Raw genomic sequence first — 22,242 nt, 5'->3', positions numbered from 1 at the left:
TCAAAACACTGGCTGCAGAGCGGTTATTTAAGTGTCACCACGTAGTCTGCTGCTGCCGGCAGCTTAGCGATCAGCTTGTGCTGATACAAAAACTCCGCGTATTGATCGTAGCGTTGCAGATCAACAGCAGCCGGGCGCAGGGCAAAGCGGGTCAGGGTATCTTGCCAGGCTTTATGATTGAGCTCATTATCCAGTGTATCGGGTGAGTAAGCGACGAAATCACGCCAGGCTTGTTCAGGGTGATTGACGATGTAAGTGACTGCCTGCTGCAGTGCCTGATTAAATGCGCCAATCGCTTTCTGGTTATAGTGATCGTGGTTGGCAACAATCACCAGCTCGTCGTAACTGGGTACACCATGTTCTTCCGGGTAAAATGAGACGGCCTTATAGCCTTCCAGCGCCAGTTGGTTGGTCTCGAAATTACGTAGTCCGCCCCAAATCGCATCCACTTTGCCTGAGGCAAGGGATGCAGAAAGTGCCCAGCCGACGTTAATGATGTTCACATCGGAATAGCTAACCCCTGCAGAGCGCAGCATGGTTCCTACGTTAGCTTCTTCATTGCCGGCCAGAGCGATACCGATTTTCTTCCCTTTCAGATCTTTTAATTCTGGCTGCTGTCCGTTATCCAGCATCATCAGGGCGTTGAGCGGTGTGGCGATTAAGGTGGCAGTGCGCACCAGCGGCAGCCCTTCTGCCACGTCCATGGTCAGGTTGGGCTGGTAGGTGATCGCCAAATCGACTTTATTGGCTGCGACCAGTTTAGGGGGAGTACTCGGGTCTGCTGGCTCCTGGATGTCGACGTCAATGCCATGCTGCTCAAAGTAGCCTTTCTGCTTGGCGATCACGATCGGGCCATGGTTCGGGTTGACGAACCAATCGAGCATCAGGGACAACGTTTCTGCACTGGCCGGGGCGGCAAACGCCGTCAGGCTGAGCAAGCTTAGTGAGGTAATCAGATTTTTAAACATGGGGTATTCCTATACGTTTAAGGTTTCCAGGAGATCCATCGCTTGAGTAGTAGGTCGACGGAAAAATAGAGTGAGAGTGAAATCAGTGATAACACCAGCAGAGCCGCAAACATTTCACTGATCATCATGCGGGCATTGGCCTGCAGCATCAAATAGCCTAATCCTGAGCTGGACCCGACCCATTCGCCGGTGATCGCGCCGATGGGGGCGACAACACAGGCCACCCGAATGCCAGACGCTATCGACGGCAGCGCATGCGGAATTTGCAGTTGAATCAGGGTTTGCCAGCGGGTCGCGTTCATGGTTTTGGCCAGATCCAGGTAACCCTGCGGGGTGGAAGTTAAACCGTCATAGGCGCAGGTGGTCATCGGGAAGAAGATAATGATTGCCGCTATCACCACTTTCGAAGCAATGCCGTAACCGAGCCACAGCATAAAAATCGGGGCCAGAGCGAATACCGGTATCGCCTGGCTGATGATAAGAACCGGTAATAACCAGCGTTTCACGGGTTGAAACAGCAGCATCTGCAAGGCGAAAAATAAGCCGCAGCTCAAACCGAGCAGCAGACCAAACAGGATTTCCTGTAACGTCACCCAACCATGGGCCAGCAGGATATCGTAGCGTGCCAGCGCTTTAAGGAAGACTTGCTGGGGGCTGGGCAAAATAAAGCTCGGCAATTCAAAAACAGCGATAGCACCCTGCCATAACGCCAGAATAAATATCACGGTTAACGTCAGTTGGATAAGACGCGCAAGTCGGCGTGGTTGGGCTGCCGCTGAGCTGTGCATGAATGGATGATTAAGCATGACGGGCTCCCAAACGGGCAAAAATCTGATTGTGTAATTCTGTGGTTGCCTGGTCATAGTCTCTGGGGGCTGGCGTGACCGGTAAGTTGAGTGACTCAAGACGGGCGGCGTTTTTGTCCAGGGTCTTTTCCAGAATAAACAGGCGATCAGCCAACCGGCAGGCCTCGGCCGGATCGTGGGTAATCAGCACCACGGTTTTTCCAGCCAGCAACTGGTGAGAGAGCTGCTGCAGCTGATGACGCGTCACGGCATCCAGCGCTGAAAAAGGCTCATCCATCAGCACGACCGGCTTATCCTGCAATAAGGTTCTGGCCAGAGCGACCCGCTGACGCATCCCGCCGGAAAGCTGCCCGGGCTTGTGATGGATAGCTGAAGTTAGGCCCACTAGTTCAAGCAGATGCTTGGCTTTGGTGATGACCTGCCGGCAGGCTTGATTTTTCAGACGCGCTGCAAGGCAGACATTATCCAGTACACTCAGCCACGGCAGCAACAGATCCTGTTGCGCCATATAGGCGATATTGCCTGAGAGGCCTGAACCCGCCTGCGCTTGCAGTCCGCCACTGATTTCACATTCGGCTGGCAGCAGCCCGGCGAGATATTTGAGCAGAGTGGTTTTACCGCAACCGCTCTGACCGAGGATGCAATTCCATTGGCCGACACCCAGCTCCAGACTGAGCCGGTTCAGAGTAGGCTGCGGTTGCTGCGCGTAGCGCACCGTTAAATCCTCGATGGCAAGGACAGGGGATGAGTTATGCACGCTGATTCCCTTGTTCAATCACAGGGAAACACAGTTCGACGTGAGCAAAGCTCAAAGCACGGTTCGGGTGACTGACTGGAATGACATTGAGTCGTGCAGAGACTGACTGGATTGGGTTCATCACTGTTCCTTGCTGGGTGTCGTGCGCAGGAACAGTCTGGTGCAGAAATACGGATACCGTATCACAGCACAAGATAATCAATCGATGGAGCCATGCGATTGGATTAGTTCCCTACGCCAGTATTAACTGAATCAGGTTCAACGGGTCTCGCTTTGCGATCTCAGCCAAATGGCCCCCCCGACTAACGAGCGCAGCATAGCAATGAATGAATCGGTTGTACAATATATGAAAAGTGATTTAGTGATAATCTTGATTTAGCCGCCTCACGCCGCAGCGATGCTTTGATTATCAATGTGCTTTTTAGGGGTGATGTTAATCACAAAAACTGATAGAATCCGATTACTTTGAAAAGTTGGCCAGTGCCAACTTTTCGCTTATTTACAATCCAACAACTTGGGATTCCCTGTGCTAACGACTGCAAACATCACCATGCAATTTGGCGATAAGCCATTATTTGAAAATATCTCGATTAAATTTGGTAATGGTAACCGTTACGGCCTGATCGGTGCGAACGGTTGTGGTAAATCCACGTTTATGAAAATCCTTGGCGGTGAACTGGAGCCGTCTTCTGGTTCGGTTGCAAAGGATCCGAATGAACGTATGGCCAAACTTGGTCAGGATCAGTTTGCCTTCGAAGCATTCACTGTCATCGATACAGTGATCATGGGTCACAAAGAGCTGTGGAAGGTAAAAGAAGAGCGCGATCGTATTTACGCTTTGCCGGAAATGACCGATGAAGACGGAATGCGTGTGGGCGATCTTGAAACTGAATTCGCTGAAATGGACGGTTACTCGGCTGAAGCGCGTGCCGGTGAATTGCTGCTTGGCCTGGGTATCCCGGAAGAGCAACACTTCGGTCTGATGAGTGAAGTGGCTCCTGGCCTGAAACTGCGAGTGCTGTTGGCACAGGTTTTGTTTGCGCAGCCAGAGATCCTGCTGCTTGACGAACCAACCAACAACCTGGACATGCACACCATCGCCTGGCTGGAACAAACTCTGCTGGCGCGTAACTGTACCATGATCATCATCTCGCACGACCGTCACTTCCTCAACACCGTATGTACGCATATGGCGGATCTGGATTATGGTGAACTGCGTCTGTTCCACGGTAACTACGATCAGTACATGATTGCGGCAGAACAAGCCCGTGAGCGTCTGCATGCTGATAACGCGAAGAAGAAAGCACAGATTGCTGAGCTGCAAACCTTCGTAAGCCGCTTCTCGGCTAATGCATCAAAAGCGAAGCAGGCGACATCACGTCAGAAGCAACTGGATAAAATCCAGCTTGATGAAGTAAAGCCGTCCAGCCGTCAGTCGCCGTTCATTCGTTTTGAGCAGGAAAAAGAGCTGTTCCGTAACGCACTGGAAGTAGAAGGTCTGAAACAGGGTTACGAAGAGAACATTCTGTTTAACGGTGTGAATCTGATGGTTGAAGTGGGTGAGCGTATCGCCATCATCGGTGAAAACGGTATTGGTAAATCAACCCTGCTGAACACCCTGGCTGGTGCGATGGAACCGATGGCGGGTATGATCAAGTGGTCTGAAAACAACAACATCGGCTTCTACGCGCAGGACCACGCTCACGACTTTAGTGAAGATATGTCACTGCTGGACTGGATGGGTCAGTGGAAGAAAGAGGGCGATGATGAGCAGACCGTGCGCGGTATTCTGGGTCGTATGCTGTTCTCACAAAATGATATCAAGAAATCGGTAAAAGTGATTTCTGGTGGTGAACAGGGTCGCATGCTGTTTGGTAAGCTGATTATGCAAAAGCCAAACATCCTGCTGATGGACGAACCAACCAACCACATGGATATGGAATCGATTGAAGCATTGAACCTGGCTCTGGAAAACTACAAAGGCACACTGCTGTTTGTTTCCCATGACCGTCAGTTCGTATCATCGATTGCAACGCGCATCATCGAGATCACCAAAGAAGGTGTGAACGATTTCCACGGTACTTACGATGAGTATCTGGCGAAACAAGGCCTGATGGGTTAACGACGGTTTAATTCGATCAAGCCAAAGAATTACCTGAACCACCGCGTTATGCGGTGGTTTTTTTATGCGCGTCGCAAAACTGTCTGACTATCGGAGTATTTTTTGGTCGCAGCATCTCAAGCGCTATCGACTACACTTTTGAGCATAGATTCACAAAGAGGTTATCCGGATCTGGACCGGGGATGGAGGCGGCATTGGACGCGCAAACTCTTGCATCACATGGATTCTTGCTGGTGGCAGGGCTGCTGGTACTGTTGCTGACAGTTTGGGTGGTTTATCAAGTCGGTCAGCATGGGCGGCGAGATCGCCTGGCGCACAGTTATGCACGGCACCGAATGGCGTGGCAGGCGCAACTCAAGCAAGATGTCTCTGCTTTCAGTGCATTAGCGATGAAGCATTACTACAGCGTTAAAGATTTAGACCGCTTGCTGGCTGAGAAAGTCTTTGCCCAGGATGTGCGAGAATTGAATCAGCTGCGGGTCCGGGTACGTCTCAGCCTCGACCCTTATCAAACCATCGACAGTGACGATACCAAGTTGATCCGCAGTATGCGCCGGGTCATCGTCCATTTTGAAACCCAGCACTATAACGGACTGGATTATGAACTATTGCGCATTGAGCGTTGTGCGCAGCGCATCCTGCATCAGGAGCGGCACAAATCATCACGTTTGGCACGTTTGGGTTCTATAGAGCCGGATACTGCGGTGGGTAACTCACCACGTTCCTGAATCCAGCCTCTATCTCGTCTGGCTCAAAACGCCAGTGGTGCATTCTCTTTGACTTCCTTCATCACAAAAAAGGTGCGGATTTGACGTACGCCGGGCAGAGCCAATAAATGATTGGCGTGCAGTTGATTGAAGCTGGCCATGTCCTTTACGCGGATTTTGAGAAAATAATCAAACTCACCGGCGACCAACTGGCAGTCAATGATCATTTTGAGTTTCACAATCGCGGCTTCAAATTCAGCAAAGCTTTCCGGGGTAGAGCGGTCCAGCACCACGCCGACGATAACCAGTGCCCCCAGGTCTATATCGGCCGGATTTAATTCCGCGCGCACTGATTTTACCACGCCTTGTTTAAATAGCCGATCGACCCGGCGGTGACAGGTCGCGGGACTGATGTTGGCCATCTCAGCCAGTTCAGCATTGCTCTTGCGTCCGTCCTGCTGCAACAGTTGCAGTAGTTTGCGATCGGTCTTATCTAACGAAATGTTCATGAAAGAACCTTCCATAATATCGATACATATGATTTTTATTTAAACACTAATGGGTATTTATGGAAATAATTGATTAAAAATAATTCGAAATTAGAAAGCACATTTCTCGTGGGTTTGGGTAGTCTGTATCCATAGACGGCAGACAATGTCTGCTGATGAAATCGGAATCAGGCGACAATAAGGAGATTGCCCATGAATCTGGAAAAGTTTGAACGTTACCCGCTCACTTTTGGTCCAACCCCAATTGAAAAGCTGAGCCGTTTGTCTGAGTTTCTCGGTGGCGATGTCGACATTTATGCCAAGCGCGAAGACTGTAACTGTGGCCTGGCGTTTGGTGGTAACAAAATTCGTAAACTGGAGTACATTGTACCGGATGCGATTGCGTCAGGGGCGGATACCCTTGTTACCATTGGTGGTGTGCAGTCTAACCATACCCGCTTAGTGGCAGCAACCGCCGCGAAAATTGGCATGAAGTGCCGTCTGGTACAGGAAAGCTGGGTACCGTTTCAGGATGCAGTGTACGATCGGGTCGGAAATATTCTCATGAGCCGGGTGATGGGTGCCGAGGTTGAACTGGTCAATGATGGCTTTGACATCGGCATTCGCGAAAGCTGGAAAAATGCGCTGGCGGATGTGGAAGCGAAAGGGGGTAAGCCTTATCCGATTCCTGCTGGTGCCTCGGAACATAAATACGGGGGCCTGGGTTATGTTCAGTTTGCTGAAGAAGTCCGTCAGCAGGAACAAGAGATGGGCATCAAGTTCGATTACGTCGTCGTGTGTACTGTTACTGGTTCAACGATGGCAGGTATGGTGGTGGGCTTTGCTGCTGACGGCCGTGCGCGTAATGTGATTGGTATTGATGCGTCGGCAACGCCGCAACAAAACCATGCTCAGGTCCTGCGTATCGCTCAGAATACGGCTGATTTAGTTGAACTGTCGACACCAATCACCGAAGAAGACATTGTCATCATTGATGATTACGCTTATCCGGAGTACGGTGTGCCATCTGAAGAGACCAATGAAGCCATCCGTATCGCAGCCCGCACGGAAGGGATGATGACGGATCCGGTTTATGAGGGTAAATCGATGCAGGGCCTGATTGATCTGACCCGTAAAGGCTTTTTCCCGAAAGGATCTAAAGTTCTGTATGCCCACCTGGGCGGTGTACCGGCTATCAACGCTTACAGCTACATCTACCGTAACGGTTAACATTACACCGTAGCTAAAGTTGACATGATTATTTAAGGCCTCGCTGAGCGAGGCTTTTTGCGTTGATATAATTTTATTAAACACAGTGGTGTTAATGGTCGATTCAAAGATAAATAGTAACGTTTATCATTACTGGTTTATGACGGTGTAAATAAATTTTTTCTTGTGGTTGTATGAATTTATTTTTAAATAGCCATCATATTAAAATAATTTTTCACCGGTTTGGTTCTAGCTGGTTAATTAAAAATTCGGGCACAGATTGCACCGCTTTGGGGAGTGTTCTGCCCGCTAAAACTTGTAATTCAATATTTCTCAATCCTCTGCTGGCTCTGTATAAGCAGCAAGCGGCGAAGATTGGCCTCTCGGTGGACGGAGAGTTCACCGGCGGCTGCTCAGATGCCGGCTGGACATCGGCAATGGGTATTCCGACGCTTTGTGCCACCGGTCCGGTTGGCGCTTATGCGCATACTGAACGCGAAACGTGCTTTATCGATACCTTCGCTGAGCGCGCAACTGTGGTCGCCCGTTGCTGTCTGACATTGTAGCGCTTACTCTGGCATTATCGTCACTAGGACCAGGTGGCTTTTACTCTACTATACCGCGCTCAGGTGCACGTTGGCCGTGACCTGAGCGTCTGAGATCACAAGGAAAGCAATTGAATCAGTCCGAGATTGAACAGTTAGTCAGTCGTTATCCCTTGGTACAGCAGTTGATTCAGTTACAGGAAACCTGCTGGTTCAACCCCGCGGTGACTGACCTAAAAACGGCCCTGCCTGATGTGGGTCTGGATGCCAATGATGTGAAAGCCGCCAGTGACCGTCTGAGTCGCTTCGCCCCTTATCTGATGCAGGCGTTTCCTGACACCCGCGCCAGCCAGGGTATTATTGAATCGCCTCTGACGCCGGTCAGCCAACTGCAACAACGGTTGATTGCGGAGTCCGGTCTGGCAGCCATCGGCACGGTGTATCTCAAACAGGACAGCCATCTGCCGATCTCGGGCTCGATTAAAGCGCGCGGTGGCATTTATCAAGTGCTGACCCATGCGGAAAAATTGGCTCTGCAAGCCGGGTTACTCAAGCTCAGTGACGATTACAGCAAGTTACTCAGTGAGGAGTGCCGGGCGCTGTTTGCCCGCCACCGCATCGCAGTCGGTTCAACCGGCAACCTCGGTCTGTCGATTGGGATCATGAGTGCAAAACTCGGATTTGATGTCACCGTTCATATGTCGGCAGATGCACGCGAGTGGAAAAAGCGTAAGCTGCGGGCACATGGTGTGACAGTCGTTGAGTATGAGCAGGATTACGGAGTGGCGGTGGCGCAGGGACGTGCAGCAGCAGAAAGTGATCCAGATTGCTTCTTTATTGATGACGAAAACTCCAAAACGCTGTTTCTCGGTTATGCGGTTGCGGGAGAACGTCTAAAAGCTCAGTTTGATGAGCAAGGCATCGTGGTCGATGCTGAGCATCCACTGTTTGTCTACCTGCCATGTGGTGTCGGTGGCGGGTCGGGTGGGGTGGGGTTTGGCCTCAAGCTGGCGTTTGGCGATCATGTGCACTGCATTTTCGTCGAGCCGACCCATTCGCCTGCGATGCTGCTCGGCGTACACACCGGCCTGCATGACGAGATCTGTGTGCAAGATATTGGGGTTGATAATAAAACCGCCGCCGATGGTCTGGCGGTCGGGCGTCCGTCCGGTTTTGTCGGCCGAGCCATGCAGCGTTTGATTGACGGCTACTACACCATCAGTGATGAACACATGCTGCGGTGGCTGAAAGCCTTGGACAGCAGCGAGCATATACGGGTTGAACCTTCTGCGGCGGCGGCGGCGGTGTATGGCCCGGTCGTGGTCAGCCAGCACAAGGACTATTTGCGATCGCTCGATGTTGATATGGACCGCCTGGCAGATTGCACGCATGTTATCTGGGCAACCGGCGGCGGAATGGTGCCTGCGGACGAAATGGGTAAATATCTGGCTTAACTGATTCGATATTCATTACCCATTCGGTTGAATAATGAAGAACTGGTCCGGTTGGTCCATAATGATGACAAGCCTGAGCGATGAATTTAATTCATGGCTCAGTTGCAAAGAATTCGATACTCATCACCGGGCCTACTCTGTAGATTGGCGCCAGATATAAAGGATACAGGGATTATTACCGTGCAAACTCAAACCGTTTCACTTCCGCACCAAATTCTGAAAGGCAGTCATTGTCTGGATAACGTCTTTTCATCGTTGAGTGATTCGCTGCAACGTGTGTTTATTGTAGCAGGCAAGACCGCGCTGTCAGTGACATTACCAACACTGCAACGCGTAAAGGGCAGCCGTGAACTAACCGACAGCTGGTACGGCGGCGAAGTGACGGAAGTGAATATGAAGCGCCTAAGCGAGCAGGCAAAGCGTGCCGGTGCGGATGTGATCTTTGCTATCGGCGGCGGTAAAGCGATTGATATGGGCAAATGGGTTGCCGATGACCTGCAACTGCCGGTTGTAACTATTCCGACCATTGCTGCCACGTGTGCTGCATCTTCAACCGTGACGGTGATGTACGATGAGTCAGGCCACTATATGGGCATGAAGCAGCTGGCTAAAGCACCGCTGGCTCTGGTTATTGATGCCGATATCCTTGCTCATGCACCACCGCGCTGGCTGTCGGCGGGTCTGGGTGACACGCTGGCAAAACTGTACGAGTTCCGTGCGATTGCCGATAACCTGCCTAAATGCAGCTTTAACTATTCCGCATATTCGAATGGCCGTTTGTGTTACGACCTGATCCGTGATTACGGTGAGCAGGCGATGCAGGATAATGTGAAGCAACAGGCAAGCGACGCACTCGAAGGTGCTGCCGATGCTATCTTGCTGTTTGCCGGGTTTACCTCAATTATGGGCGTGGGTGATCACGTTGCGGCATCGCATGCACTGTTTGACGGTTTTACCACCAATCCGAAAACCCGCGATTTTGGTCACGGTTTGCTGGTCGGTTTTGGCAACCTGGTACTGCAAGTGCTGGAAGGTCGAACAGACGCTGAAATCCTGGCAGAAATTGATTTAGCAAAACGCTGTGGTATTCCGGTCACCCTGGCTGACATTGCCGAACTGACGGAGACGGAACTGTTTGATATTGCCACTGCGTCGGTCAATACCTCAGATATGGGCAATATGCCGCGCACCATCAGTGCACAAGAGCTGGTCGATGCCATTCATTACGTATCGGCGTTGTCGACAAAACTAGGTTAAACCAGTCCATAGTCTAACAAGCCACCTTATATCACGGTGGCTTTTTGTTACTTGCGGTGAGTTGCCGAGGATGGAAAGGCCTGATCAGAAACGGTCTAGGTCATTCCCCAGTACCACAGTACCGCCATACTGGCTCTCTATTTCGGTCTTCACGCTTTCAATCGGTGCAGTGTAGTGCAAGATATGGGTTAAAACCAGGCTGCCGGGCTTGGCCTTACGGGCAATTTGTGCCAGTTTGGATGTGGTGGTGTGGCTACTAGAATGATAGCTTTGCCAGAACGGAGTCAGTTGGGAAAGCCCCTGCTCACTGATGACTTCATGCACCAGTATATCAGCTCCGCTAGCTTTTTCGGCCATGATGTCGGTATAGGCGGTGTCGCCGCTGATCACTACCACTTTGTCTGGTGTGGTGACTTTATAACCAAAGGCAGGGGTGATCGCGCCGTGCGGAACGTTGAAGGCTTCGACCGTGACTTTACCATCGTCAAACACTACCTGACCCTGACTGTACTCGGTGACTTTGGCCTGATAGTAGGTTGGGTTTTTCACTGGCTGTTTACCCGAATTACGTAAATCAGTATCCACCGATAACATATCATAGTAACCATTCATGAACTTTTGGGTGCCCACCGGACCGTAAATTTCCAGTTGATGCTCGCGCCGCCACCAGTAGGTCGCAGCTAATTCAGGGACATCAAGGATATGGTCACTGTGCAAGTGGGTTAAAAACAGATGACGAATATTGGTCGGATAAAGCGCCTCCAGTTGGTATCGCTGCGCAGCTTGTAGGGCACGTTGCACCATGCCGCCGCCGGCATCAAATATGTACGCTTCATTATCAACGACAATGGCAGTTGAAGCCCCACTACGCTCCGGATCAGGAACCGGCGTACCGGTTCCAAGTAGAATCACATCCGTTTGAGCAAATGCAGAGACTGAAACAACACAAAGCATCACGGCTGGCAGACCATTAAGCATAGCAATTTCCTTATAGTTGCGAGGTAAGAGATAGTTATCGGTTTGATAAATAACTATGCACTGACATCGTTCGTCACTTGCGATCAGTGGCGGTGCCGTGTTCACTGATTGCGAACGGGTTTTGTCAATGAATCATTATTTCTTCTTGTTGTTGAATTGTTATTATTGGTTGTTGGATGGTCGGTGACCATTTCATTCTTGTTGTGTGGTATTCAGTTTTGTGAATGTATCAACGGCGATACACTCTGGTTTATCTGGGTACATGATGGACGTGTATCAAGCGTCAAATTGCCGTTGGTCTGCCATAAAATTATCAACAGAAACAAAAATCTGGCATGTTTTGAGGCTTACCTATTACACTGTTCAATCAGAAGCATTTTTCATCATTCAGGTCAGAACCCGCTCTGTGAACGGTAATGGTCTAGAATTGTTTTTATACTTTCGGCGTTTTAAAAGGGTCACTATGTTTTTCAATAAGTCATTACAGCTGGAAAATCAGCGGCTTCGTGAAGCACTTTATTCTTTAGAGCAGGTACGTGACAGTCTTGACGAAGATATGATGCGAATCAGTCTGGATGCTAATGGAGTCGTGACTTCCGTCAATCACCGTCTGCAAACGGAATTGGGTCTGGCGGCTGAAAAGCTGGTGGGCAAGCCTCTGGTAGAGCTTGTACCCAAGAAAGCCCGAACCACCCAGCATTTTAATCGTATGAAAGCGGCTATTGAGACTAAAGAGCACTGGAATGGCGCTCTACAGATCGAAAAAAATAACGGTGATGACGCCTGGATACGCGTCATTCTGCAGCCGAACCTGAACAGTAAAGGTAAGTTGGAAAGCTTTATTCTCTATGGTTCTGAGCTGACACGGACCATCAAAACGTCCCGAGAGCATGAGGATATGCTTAAGGCGCTCAACCGTTCCACCGCGGTGATTGAGTTTTCGCTTGACGGGACTATTTTGCGCGCCAATGAGAACTTTTTGCGTACCATGGGCTATCGCAATAATGAGCAGATCGCGGGTAAACATCACCGTATTTTCTGTGATTCAGCTGAGGTAAATTCACCCGCATACAAAGAGTTCTGGCGTAAACTGGCAACGGGTCAATTTGTCTCTGACCGCTTTAAACGTATAGACAGTCACGGCCAGGACGTTTGGCTTGAGGCTTCGTATAACCCGATTCATAACTCGGAAGGTGAGCTGTATAAAGTGGTGAAATTCGCGACCGTGATCACCGAGCTGGTTAATCAGGAAATTGCGGTGTCGCAAGCGGCAAAAATCGCTTTTGATGTGTCGGAAATTACCGGCCAACAGACTGCGCAAGGGCAACAGGTTGTCAGTACGACTATTGCAAAAATGGACGCGCTGGTCGCACAGATGAAACAGGCCAGCGCGGGCATTGAAGCACTTAATGAGCAGTCTAAACGTATTGATGATCTAGTTGCCAGTATCAGTGGTATCGCTGACCAGACTAATCTACTGGCGCTCAATGCAGCTATTGAAGCAGCGCGTGCCGGTGAACAGGGCCGTGGTTTTGCGGTGGTTGCTGATGAGGTCAGACAGTTGGCATCACGTACCAACAGTACCACGGAAGAAATCAGTACTGTCGTCACCGAAAACCTGAAACGAACCCGTAATGCGGTGGAACTGATTGCTGCCTGTCAGTCCCAGGCCGCCGAAACGCTGGAGCTGTCGACAGAGGCCGGACAGGTGATGGAAGATATTCAGCGTGGTTCACAGCGAGTTGTGGATGCGGTCAGCCAGTTCAATCAGAAGCTCTAGCGTCTATCTAATCTGATTTATCAGTCAGCTCATCCGAATGTTCGGCTGGGCTGAATTTTATGCCGACCACAAATTTTATACCGACTGCAAAAATAAGCATGGTGAGCCCAAATTGTTGTCACAATTGAAAGTGATAATTTGGTATACTTATTAGAACAACGCCATAGTTTGATACTGACTCATACATCCTTCTTATTTCCCCGTTTTTAAGCATGTATAGATAGTAGGACTGAAACTATGTTGTTTTCGATACTGGCAATTGTTGCCGGATTCATTCTCCTGATGTGGAGTGCAGACCGATTTATCGAAGGTGCTGCAGTCAGTGCGCGTTATGCCGGTACACCGCCATTGGTGGTTGGTATGCTGGTGATAGGTTTTGGTACTTCAGCACCTGAGATGGTGGTATCCGCGATGGCCGCACTGGATGGCAATCCCTCGTTGGCTTTGGGTAATGCACTCGGCTCCAATATCATCAACATCAGTCTTATCCTTGGTTTGACGGCGATGATAGCGCCGTTAGCTGTGCACTCGACCATTATTCGGAAAGAGTTACCAATTCTGCTGCTGATCACTCTGGTATTGGGGGTGATGCTGTGGGATCACGATATCAGTTCTATTGAGGCCTGGTTACTCTTAGCGGCGTTCGTCAGCATTGTCGGCTGGTCACTATTGAGTGCTTTGCGCTCGCGAAAAAGCCAGCTACCGGCTGAAGTGGAACAACAGGTGATGCCGCAATCTATGACCTTGTCCCGCGCTATTTTTTGGCTCGTTACCGGTTTGGTACTGTTGGTCGCCAGTTCACGTATCTTAGTATGGGGTGCGGTCAATATTGCACAGGAACTGGGTGTCAGTGAGCTGACAATCGGTTTGACCATTGTCGCGCTGGGTACTTCCTTACCTGAACTGGCCGCCTCATTAGCCGCCGCCCGCAAAGGTGAGCATGATCTGGCCGTAGGTAACGTTGTCGGTTCGAACATGTTTAATTCGTTGGCGGTCGTCGGTATTGCCGGTGTCATTGAACCCATTTCTGATGTTGGCGCGGAAATTTTCTGGCGCGACTGGTCATCGGTCTTGTTCTTTACAGCTTTGTTGTTGCTGACCGCAGTCAAACTTGGCAAAGCGAAAACCATTTCCCGCCTGGAAGGGGGAGTGTTCGTTCTGTGTTATTTAAGTTATAACATTTACCTGATTCAGGGCAGCGTGGGTTAGCGCTGTCAAATGCTGGTGCCCGACGGATATCACCGGGCACTGTTTTACAACATCCATAACCCGTTACGGAGATAAAAATGGAGTTACTCGTCAGCTTTTACGAGACACATCAGGCGTTGATTCTGGATATCATCCAGAACTCAATTTTAACCCTGCTTATTTTAGTGATTGCTTCTATCGCATCAAAACTGCTGCGTGCCGGTATTCAGAAAGCCATCATGAAAGTGAGCAATGGTGATGAGATTGTCGCTTCTCTGATGTCTAAAGTCGGTGGTTATATTGTCTATATTCTCGCTCTGGTCATTATTCTCGACCTGTTTGGTGTCAATACCACCAGTTTGGTTGCCTTAGTCGGTGCTGCCGGGTTAGCGATTGGTCTGGCATTAAAAGATACCCTGAGCAATATTGCTGCGGGGATTATGATTCTGTTCCTGAAACCGATTAAAAAAGGTGAATTCGTTGAGTTTGCCGGTTACAGCGGTACGGTAAAAGATATCGGTCTGTTTACCTCAGTATTTGAAACCGGTGACGGCCTGTATATTTCCAGCCCGAACCGCACTGTCTGGAACGCAACTATTCGTAACTTCAGCCGAAATGGCCGTCGTCGTATGGAAATTGTGGTGGGTATCTCTTACGAGGATTCCATTGAAACCGGCCTGAAAGTGCTTCAGGATTTAGCGCTCAGCCATGAAGCGGTCATGCTGGATCCGAAACCTCAGGTGATGGTTCAGATGCTGGCGGACAGCTCAGTGAATCTGCAATTACGTGCCTGGTGTACCACAGATAAATATTGGGAAACTTACTGGAGCATTCAGCGCCAGGTGAAAGGTAAGATTGAGGAAGCAGGCATGACCATTCCTTTTCCGCAGCGCGAGCTGCATATTACGATGACACAGCCGCAAGCGCAGGAATTGCTGGGCCAGAACAAGGCCTGATGCTCTGCCGTTAGCGTTTAGTGCTCATATAAAAAGCCTCGCAGTGAAGACTGCGAGGCTTTTTTCGTATCTGTGTCTCTTTATCAATGAGTGGCTCCGTTACACAAACTCGGTCACGGAGCCTGCCCATTGTCGTTTAAAGTAAACCGCTATTTGGCTTTCTTAACCCGTGGTTCACTCATCAGGCCTTTAATCAGCGATATTGTCGCGATCAACAAGACGATAGTGAACGGGAAGCCGGTTGTCACCGCCATGGCCTGCGCCGCGGCCAAACCACCACCTAGCAGCAATGCTATCGCGACCAAGCCTTCGAAGGTACACCAGAATACGCGCTGTGGTGTTGGCGCATCAACTTTACCGCCGGCAGCAATCGTGTCGATAACCAGTGAACCTGAATCCGATGATGTGATAAAGAACACAACGACTAGGACGATACCGATGAAGGATGTAATTTCATGCAGAGGCATGACTTCCAGCATTTCGAACAGTTTCAATGGCAGGTCTGCGTCCATCACGGCTTTATAACCGTCGTTGACGTACTGACTGATCGCGGTACCACCGAATGCCGTCATCCAGAACACACACACGGTTGACGGAACAATCAGCACGCAGACGATAAATTCGCGTACGGTCCGACCGCGTGATACACGTGCAATGAACATACCGACGAATGGTGACCATGAAATCCACCATGCCCAGTAGAACGATGTCCAGCCTTGAGAATAGTTCACATCTTCACGGCCAAATGGCATAGACAGTGCAGGGAAGTTGGTCAGATAAGCACCGATATTGTCGAAAAAACCGAGCAGGATGGCTGCAGTCGGACCGATGACTACCACGAAAAACAGCAGCAGCGCGGCCAGCAGCATGTTCATTTCTGACAGGCGTTTTACGCCGCCATCCAGGCCGGCCAATACAGACAGCAGTGCAAATGCAGTGATCACAATGATCAGGATAATTTGCGTGGTGTCGGTCAGTGGGATATCAAACAAGAAGTTTAACCCGGTCGCAGCCTGAGACGCGCCGTAGCCCAGAGATGTCGCCAGTCCGAACACTGTTGCCACGATAGCCAAAATATCAATGATGTGACCGGTCCAGCCCCAAACGCGTTCACCAAACAGCGGATAGAACACTGAACGCATAGTCAGTGGTAACCCTTTGTTGAACGAGAAAATAGCCAGTCCCAGAGCCAGCAGTGCGTATATTGCCCAAGGGTGCAGTGCCCAATGGTAAATCGTCGCTGCCATACCGAGCGAACGTGCGGCTTCGCTATCGCCCATCGCACCACCCAGCGGTGCCCAGTCGGTACGCACACCATTTTCTACAGTGGTGCCGCCCAGCGCGGTTGTAAAATGGGTCATGGGTTCAGAAACGCCAAAGAAGACCAGGCCAATCCCCATGCCGGCCGCAAATAACATGGCCAGCCAGCCTGAATAGCTGTAATCCGGTGTCGCATCCGTACCGCCGATCCGTACCCGGCCGAGAGGAGATATGGCCAGTCCGAGACAGACGACAACAAAGATGTTACCAGACAGCAGGAAGAACCAGTCCAGACTGGATGTCAGCCATGCCCGCAGGTCAAGGAACAGCGGTTCGACTTGTTCGCGAAAGATTAGGGTTGCAAATACAAAGATGACAATCGCCAAACCTGATACCGCGAAAACACGGTTATGAATGTCCAGACCAAACGGACCGACGGACAGAACAACATTGTCCTGACCAACGGTGTAATCCGTATCAATCGGGTTTGCTTTGCCACTAGGGTGGGGAACACCACCGTTATCGCTACTCATTTTCTCTCCATTATTGGTTATAAAAATTCACTAGATGTCGTGAGAAGCTAAGCACTCAGATGATATGAGTGCTACTCTTTTTCCAAGAAAATGATTTAGGTCATTTCCATTAGGTATGAAACTCTCTTAATATCAAAGTATCCAGTTAATACTGCCATAAATCACCATTTGAGATGGAAAAATAAATGAAAAACATGGGATTAAAAAGGACTTTATTATTGTCCGTTATCTTACTGGTTGCAATCTCCGTAGCACTGGCCAATTTCGCCTCGTACTACGAGCAAAAAACTTCTTTAACTAAGAGTATTATGGCTCAAAGTAACAGTTTTGTCCTAGAGCAAGCGGCCATGATCAGCTCCTACATCAATGAAAAAGTAGGCGGCGTGAGCAAAATTGCTCAACAGTACAAAAATCAGCAGATGAGCGGCTCTGCCGATCAACTGATTAACCAGACCAAGTTTCTGGCTAACGCACTCAATCTGGAAAGCGCGGTGCTGGCATTTGATAACGGTGATGCCTACTGGAACATCGCGACCGCCAACTGGCCAAACCACAAATTCAATGGTGATGTTACCCAGCGGCCCTGGTATCAGGCGGCGCAGCGCGCTTCCGGCGTGACAGTCACCGATCCGTATAAGGGCACTGACGGAGCTAACTGGGTCACCATCATCGAAAAAATGCAGGGTGGTACCGTATCCGCGGACATGACCTTATCGTTTTTGAACGATATGGTCAAAACGACTATCCCGGGTGCGGTGGCTGTGATCATGAATGAGAACACCACGTTACTGGCATCGTCTTCGACTGTAATCAAAGGTGGCGACAAAGGTACGGATTATCCGTGGTTTAAAGAGGCGGCTTTAACTGCGGTCGGGAAAGACAAAGCCGTGTTTGAGTACAATCTTAACGGGCAGGACAAAATTCTGTTCTCTCACATCATTCATGCCGGCGACAAAAAATGGTATTACGCCATTGGTCTGGATAAGTCGGTTGCCTTCGCTCAATTAGAAGATGCCAGAACCAATGCTATTCTGGTCACTGTGGTGGCGACAATACTGTGTGTCTTAATTGCGTTCGTTCTAATTAATTTCCTCTACCGGCCAATTATTTCATTGCGAGATACTATTGCAAATCTGTCCAGTGGTAACGGCGATTTAACCCAGCGCCTTACCGTAACCTCGAACGATGACATCGGCCAGATTTCGCAGGGGGTAAACCGCTTTATCGAAGATCTGCAGAACATGATGCTGGAAGTCAAACAGGCCAGTGGCTCATTGCAGGACAACGTGCAGCGTCTGCGTCAGCAGTCGAGCAGCAACAGGGATATTCTGCAAAGCCATGTCACCGAAACTGAGCAAATTGTTACTGCAGTAGAGGAGATGGACGCAACGGCGAATTCTATGGCGACCGATGCTGCCAATACAGCCAGTCTGACTCAGCAAGCTAACAGAACCAGTGATGAATCACGGCGTATTGTCGACAAATCGAAACAGACCGTATCGGCCTTGATTGCGGATGTAGAGAAAGCGTCACTGGACGTGCAAAAGATGAATGATCAGACGCAAAATATCAGCACGATTCTGACCGTGATTGGTGATATTGCCGAGCAAACTAACTTGTTGGCACTCAATGCGGCCATCGAGGCGGCGCGTGCCGGCGATCAGGGGCGTGGCTTTGCTGTGGTGGCGGATGAAGTACGTAAACTGGCCAGTCGCACCAAAGAGAGTACCGGTGAAATAGAAGAAGCGCTGAGCGACCTGCTGAGCGGTTGTCAGACGGTTGTCGATTCGATGCGCTACACCAAAGAACGCTGTCAGGAAACTGCAGACGGTTCAGTGGATGTGGAAGCGAGCTTAGAAACCCTGACCCGCTTTGTCGATGAGATCAATGACCTCAGTGCCCAGATCGCGACTGCCGCTGAAGAACAGAGTAGCGTCACTCAGGAAGTCAGTCGTAACATGAATGCGATCAGCGACATCGTGAGTAATCTCGACAAGAACGGACAGCAGGCACTGCGTGACGCGGAAGAGATTGCCAGCGTCAATTCTCAGCTTGGTTCTATTGTCGGCCGCTTTAAATTGTAGCGATTTTATCTGTCGTAAAACGGCGTTTTTAGCAAAACCGGAGTTATAAACTCCGGTTTTTTTATATTTAACAAAAGGTTATGTACGTTTTTTGACCTTGTCGCAAATTCGCAATCTAACGGCGCGATTACGCAAGTAGCATGTTACCGATTCGTTACTATTGCGTTGTGATTACGGTTTCTGTTTTTGGATGACACAAGGCTCAACTGTGTACCAGATAACACCAGAATCCGGCATCAATCGAATAAAGGAAAAAAGATCATACCAAGGAGACGACATGTTCAGCAAAGACCAGACAATCGAATCGTACGACAGCGAGCTGTGGGCGGCGATCACTAAAGAAGAAAAGCGACAAGAAAACCACATCGAGCTGATTGCTTCGGAAAACTACACCAGCCCGCGCGTTATGCAAGCTCAGGGTACCATGCTGACCAACAAGTATGCTGAAGGTTACCCGGCAAAACGCTACTACGGCGGTTGTGAATATGTCGATGATGTTGAACAACTGGCGATCGATCGTGCTAAAGCACTGTTCGGCGCTGAGTACGCCAACGTACAACCACACTCAGGTTCTCAGGCAAACGCAGCGGTCTACATGGCGTTGTGTGAGCCAGGCGATACAGTTCTGGGTATGAGCCTGGCTCATGGTGGTCACCTGACTCACGGTTCTCACGTGAACTTCTCCGGTAAAATCTACAATGCCGTGCAGTACGGTCTGAACGAAGAAACAGGCGAAATTGACTACGCCGAAGTTGAAGCGCTGGCACTGGAACACAAACCAAAAATGATCGTAGCAGGCTTCTCAGCTTACTCACGCGTTGTTGACTGGGCTCGTTTCCGTGACATCGCAGACAAAGTTGGTGCTTACCTGTTTGTGGACATGGCGCACGTTGCTGGTCTGGTTGCTGCTGGTGTTTATCCGAACCCGGTTCCTTTCGCTGATGTGGTCACAACCACAACACACAAAACTCTGCGTGGTCCACGTGGTGGTCTGATCATCTCTCGTGACGCCGAGCTGGAAAAGAAACTTAACGCAGCTGTATTCCCAGGTGGTCAGGGCGGCCCGCTGATGCACGTTATCGCAGCAAAAGCTGTTGCGTTTAAAGAAGCATTAGAGCCTGAATTTGCTGAGTACCAGAAACAAGTAGTTCTAAACGCTCAGGCGATGGCGAAAGTCTTCATCGAGCGCGGTTTCGATGTTGTTTCTGGCGGCACTGACAACCACCTGTTCCTGCTGAGCCTGATTCGTCAGGGTCTGACAGGTAAAGCTGCTGATGCAGCACTGGGCCAGGCGGGGATCACTGTGAACAAAAACGCGGTTCCTGGTGACCCTCAGTCTCCATTCGTCACCTCTGGTCTGCGTATCGGTACGCCAGTGGTGACGACTCGTAAATTCGGTGTCACTGAGTGTGAAGCTCTGGCTGGTTGGATTGCAGACATCTTGGATGTGCTCAACGAACCGCAAGCGCTGGCACTTGTGATTGAACAAGTACGCAACAACGTCCAAGCGCTATGTCGTGATTTCCCGGCATACCAGTAAATGTCAGTGATGACATTTGGATTTTGGCTGAAATGAAGGAACAAAACAATGCAGCATTATTCCGGCTTTGGTCTCTTTAAGCACTCGCTATCTCACCACGAAAACTGGCAGAGCGTGTGGCGTAATCCGACTCCGAAAAAGAAATATGACGTCATCATCGTTGGTGGCGGCGGTCACGGTCTGGCAACAGCCTACTACCTGGCCAAAGAGCATGGCATTACTAACGTAGCCGTGATTGAAAAAGGTTACCTGGGTGGGGGGAACACAGCACGTAACACAACTATCGTGCGTTCAAACTACCTGTGGGACGAAGCCGCATTCCTGTTTGAACACTCACTGAAATTGTGGGACGGCCTGTCACAGGATCTGAACTACAACGTGATGTTCTCTAAGCGTGGCTGTCTGAACGTGGGCCACACACTGCAAGATATGCGTGATATCGAACGTCGTGTTGCTGCTAACCGTCTGAACGGTATTAAAGGTGAAGTGCTGGACGCAAAACAGGTGAAAGAAATTGTTCCTCACATGGATTGTTCTGAAAACGCACGTTACCCGGTGATGGGCGCTTCATGGCAGCCTAACGCAGGTGTGGCACGTCACGATGCGGTTGCATGGGGCTTTGCCCGCGGCGCAGACAGCATGGGTGTTGACCTGATTCAGCAAACCGAAGTGGTTGACATGATCATCGAAGATGGTGCGATTGTTGGTGTGAAAACCAACCGTTACGGCAACATCATGGCCGACCGCGTAGGTTGTGTGGTGGCAGGTAACTCTGGCGTACTGGCGAAAATGGCCGGTTTCGATATGCCGCTGGAATCTCACCCGCTACAGGCACTGGTTTCTGAGCCAATCAAACCAATTATCGACACTGTTGTCATGTCTAACCACGTTCACGGCTACGTGAGCCAGTCGGACAAAGGCGACCTGGTTATCGGTGCAGGTATCGATGGCTACAACGGTTACGGTCAGCGTGGTTCTTATTCAACCATTGAGCACACCGTGCAGGCAATTGTTGAAATGTTCCCAATTTTCTCACGAGTTCGCATGAACCGTCAGTGGGGCGGTATCGTTGATACAACAGCGGATGCATGTCCAATCATGACTAAGACTCCGGTCGAGAACCTGTTCTTCAACTGTGGTTGGGGTACTGGTGGCTTTAAAGCGACCCCGGGATCGGGCAACGTATTTGCTGCGAGCCTGGCGAAAGGTGAAATGCATGAATTGGCGGCGCCATTTTCAATGTTCCGTTTCAACAATGGCGCACTGATCGATGAACACGGTGCCGCAGGCGTAGCGCACTAACAGGAGACGTATTATGTTGCTGATCTATTGTCCTCACTGCGGTGAGTATCGTGAAGAAGAAGAGTTCCATGCTAAGGGCCAGGCGCACATTCAGCGTCCTCTGGACCCGGATTCATGCACAGACGAAGAGTGGGGTCAGTACCTGTTCTTCCGTAAAAACCCGCGTGGTCTGCACCACGAAATATGGGTGCATTCAGCAGGCTGTCGCAAGTTCTTCAACGTAACCCGCGATACACAGACTTACGAAATCAAAGAAGTCTACAAAATTGGAGAGCAACCATCAGTGGTTGCGGAGTAAAGGAGTGTTA

At 50.1% G+C, this 22,242-nt stretch carries 20 protein-coding genes and 1 riboswitch; of the genes, 13 read left to right on the top strand and 7 right to left on the bottom strand.

What is annotated here, in order from left to right; translation table 11 throughout:
- Positions 1-23: 23 nt before the first annotated feature.
- Genes KNV97_RS11650 through KNV97_RS22000 form a run of 4 tightly spaced genes read right to left on the bottom strand, consistent with a single transcriptional unit; the run spans position 24 to position 2,652 of the window.
- Positions 24-968: an ABC transporter substrate-binding protein gene (locus KNV97_RS11650; RefSeq protein WP_218563178.1), complete on the bottom strand. Its 945-nt coding sequence runs from the start codon at positions 966-968 to the stop codon at positions 24-26.
- A gap of 17 nt (positions 969-985) precedes the next feature.
- Positions 986-1,774, bottom strand: coding sequence for an ABC transporter permease (locus KNV97_RS11645; RefSeq protein ID WP_218563177.1), 789 nt, complete (start codon positions 1,772-1,774; stop codon positions 986-988).
- The gene (locus KNV97_RS11640; RefSeq protein ID WP_218563176.1) at positions 1,767-2,531 is read right to left on the bottom strand and encodes an ABC transporter ATP-binding protein; all 765 of its coding nucleotides are present in this window, start codon (positions 2,529-2,531) and stop codon (positions 1,767-1,769) included. The genes KNV97_RS11645 and KNV97_RS11640 overlap by 8 nt, the downstream gene beginning before the upstream one ends.
- On the bottom strand, positions 2,524-2,652 hold the full coding sequence (locus KNV97_RS22000; protein WP_256612930.1) for a hypothetical protein: 129 nt from the start codon (positions 2,650-2,652) through the stop codon (positions 2,524-2,526). Before KNV97_RS22000 ends, KNV97_RS11640 begins: the two co-directional genes overlap by 8 nt.
- A 91-nt stretch (positions 2,653-2,743) precedes the next feature.
- A riboswitch (TPP riboswitch) is annotated at positions 2,744-2,842 on the bottom strand.
- Between the two features lie 215 nt (positions 2,843-3,057).
- Between KNV97_RS22000 and KNV97_RS11635 the strand changes: the two genes are divergently transcribed.
- Both KNV97_RS11635 and KNV97_RS11630 read left to right on the top strand, forming a co-directional pair.
- Positions 3,058-4,653 carry an ABC-F family ATPase gene (locus KNV97_RS11635; protein ID WP_136487510.1) on the top strand — a complete coding sequence of 532 codons (1,596 nt, stop codon included), beginning with the start codon at positions 3,058-3,060 and terminating at the stop codon, positions 4,651-4,653.
- A gap of 194 nt (positions 4,654-4,847) precedes the next feature.
- Positions 4,848-5,381: a hypothetical protein gene (locus tag KNV97_RS11630; protein WP_218563175.1), complete on the top strand. Its 534-nt coding sequence runs from the start codon at positions 4,848-4,850 to the stop codon at positions 5,379-5,381.
- Positions 5,382-5,404: 23 nt separating this feature from the next.
- Here KNV97_RS11630 and KNV97_RS11625 read toward each other — a convergent pair whose 3' ends face one another.
- On the bottom strand, positions 5,405-5,869 hold the full coding sequence (locus KNV97_RS11625) for an Lrp/AsnC family transcriptional regulator (RefSeq protein WP_256612926.1): 465 nt from the start codon (positions 5,867-5,869) through the stop codon (positions 5,405-5,407).
- A 192-nt stretch (positions 5,870-6,061) separates the two neighbouring features.
- On the opposite strand from KNV97_RS11625, the gene KNV97_RS11620 reads away from it, so the two are divergent.
- From KNV97_RS11620 to KNV97_RS11605, 4 genes are all read left to right on the top strand, one after another.
- Positions 6,062-7,078, top strand: coding sequence for a 1-aminocyclopropane-1-carboxylate deaminase (locus tag KNV97_RS11620; RefSeq protein ID WP_218563173.1), 1,017 nt, complete (start codon positions 6,062-6,064; stop codon positions 7,076-7,078).
- A gap of 269 nt (positions 7,079-7,347) precedes the next feature.
- A complete protein-coding gene (locus KNV97_RS11615) occupies positions 7,348-7,623 on the top strand; it encodes a M20/M25/M40 family metallo-hydrolase (RefSeq protein ID WP_218563172.1) in 276 nt (91 codons plus the stop codon).
- Between the two features lie 110 nt (positions 7,624-7,733).
- Positions 7,734-9,056, top strand: a complete 1,323-nt coding sequence (locus KNV97_RS11610) for a D-serine ammonia-lyase (RefSeq protein WP_218563171.1) — start codon at positions 7,734-7,736, stop codon at positions 9,054-9,056.
- Between the two features lie 180 nt (positions 9,057-9,236).
- A complete protein-coding gene (locus KNV97_RS11605; protein ID WP_218563170.1) occupies positions 9,237-10,313 on the top strand; it encodes an iron-containing alcohol dehydrogenase family protein in 1,077 nt (358 codons plus the stop codon).
- 84 nt (positions 10,314-10,397) lie between these two features.
- Here KNV97_RS11605 and KNV97_RS11600 read toward each other — a convergent pair whose 3' ends face one another.
- Positions 10,398-11,291, bottom strand: coding sequence for an MBL fold metallo-hydrolase (locus KNV97_RS11600; protein ID WP_218563169.1), 894 nt, complete (start codon positions 11,289-11,291; stop codon positions 10,398-10,400).
- A gap of 463 nt (positions 11,292-11,754) precedes the next feature.
- On the opposite strand from KNV97_RS11600, the gene KNV97_RS22145 reads away from it, so the two are divergent.
- From KNV97_RS22145 to KNV97_RS11585, 3 genes are all read left to right on the top strand, one after another.
- Positions 11,755-13,071: a methyl-accepting chemotaxis protein gene (locus KNV97_RS22145; RefSeq protein WP_218563168.1), complete on the top strand. Its 1,317-nt coding sequence runs from the start codon at positions 11,755-11,757 to the stop codon at positions 13,069-13,071.
- Between the two features lie 237 nt (positions 13,072-13,308).
- A complete protein-coding gene (locus KNV97_RS11590; RefSeq protein ID WP_136487496.1) occupies positions 13,309-14,280 on the top strand; it encodes a calcium/sodium antiporter in 972 nt (323 codons plus the stop codon).
- Positions 14,281-14,357: 77 nt separating this feature from the next.
- Positions 14,358-15,215: a mechanosensitive ion channel family protein gene (locus tag KNV97_RS11585; protein WP_218563167.1), complete on the top strand. Its 858-nt coding sequence runs from the start codon at positions 14,358-14,360 to the stop codon at positions 15,213-15,215.
- A 149-nt stretch (positions 15,216-15,364) separates the two neighbouring features.
- Here KNV97_RS11585 and KNV97_RS11580 read toward each other — a convergent pair whose 3' ends face one another.
- Entirely contained in the window at positions 15,365-17,008 is a 1,644-nt protein-coding gene (locus KNV97_RS11580; protein WP_218563166.1) for a BCCT family transporter, read from the bottom strand.
- A 308-nt stretch (positions 17,009-17,316) separates the two neighbouring features.
- Between KNV97_RS11580 and KNV97_RS11575 the strand changes: the two genes are divergently transcribed.
- The 4 genes from KNV97_RS11575 to KNV97_RS11560 all read left to right on the top strand — a co-directional run bounded on the left by KNV97_RS11575 (position 17,317) and on the right by KNV97_RS11560 (position 22,232).
- Positions 17,317-19,092 carry a methyl-accepting chemotaxis protein gene (locus KNV97_RS11575; RefSeq protein ID WP_322972730.1) on the top strand — a complete coding sequence of 592 codons (1,776 nt, stop codon included), beginning with the start codon at positions 17,317-17,319 and terminating at the stop codon, positions 19,090-19,092.
- Between the two features lie 277 nt (positions 19,093-19,369).
- Positions 19,370-20,632 carry a serine hydroxymethyltransferase gene (gene glyA, locus KNV97_RS11570; protein WP_136487492.1) on the top strand — a complete coding sequence of 421 codons (1,263 nt, stop codon included), beginning with the start codon at positions 19,370-19,372 and terminating at the stop codon, positions 20,630-20,632.
- A 48-nt stretch (positions 20,633-20,680) separates the two neighbouring features.
- On the top strand, positions 20,681-21,934 hold the full coding sequence (locus KNV97_RS11565; protein ID WP_136487491.1) for a sarcosine oxidase subunit beta family protein: 1,254 nt from the start codon (positions 20,681-20,683) through the stop codon (positions 21,932-21,934).
- Between the two features lie 13 nt (positions 21,935-21,947).
- Positions 21,948-22,232, top strand: coding sequence for a sarcosine oxidase subunit delta (locus tag KNV97_RS11560; RefSeq protein ID WP_218563164.1), 285 nt, complete (start codon positions 21,948-21,950; stop codon positions 22,230-22,232).
- Positions 22,233-22,242 lie beyond the last annotated feature (10 nt).

It is taken from the genome of Vibrio ostreae (assembly GCF_019226825.1).
GTDB classification, from domain to species: domain Bacteria; phylum Pseudomonadota; class Gammaproteobacteria; order Enterobacterales; family Vibrionaceae; genus Vibrio; species Vibrio ostreae.
This window is presented reverse-complemented; position numbering and strand designations above follow the sequence as displayed.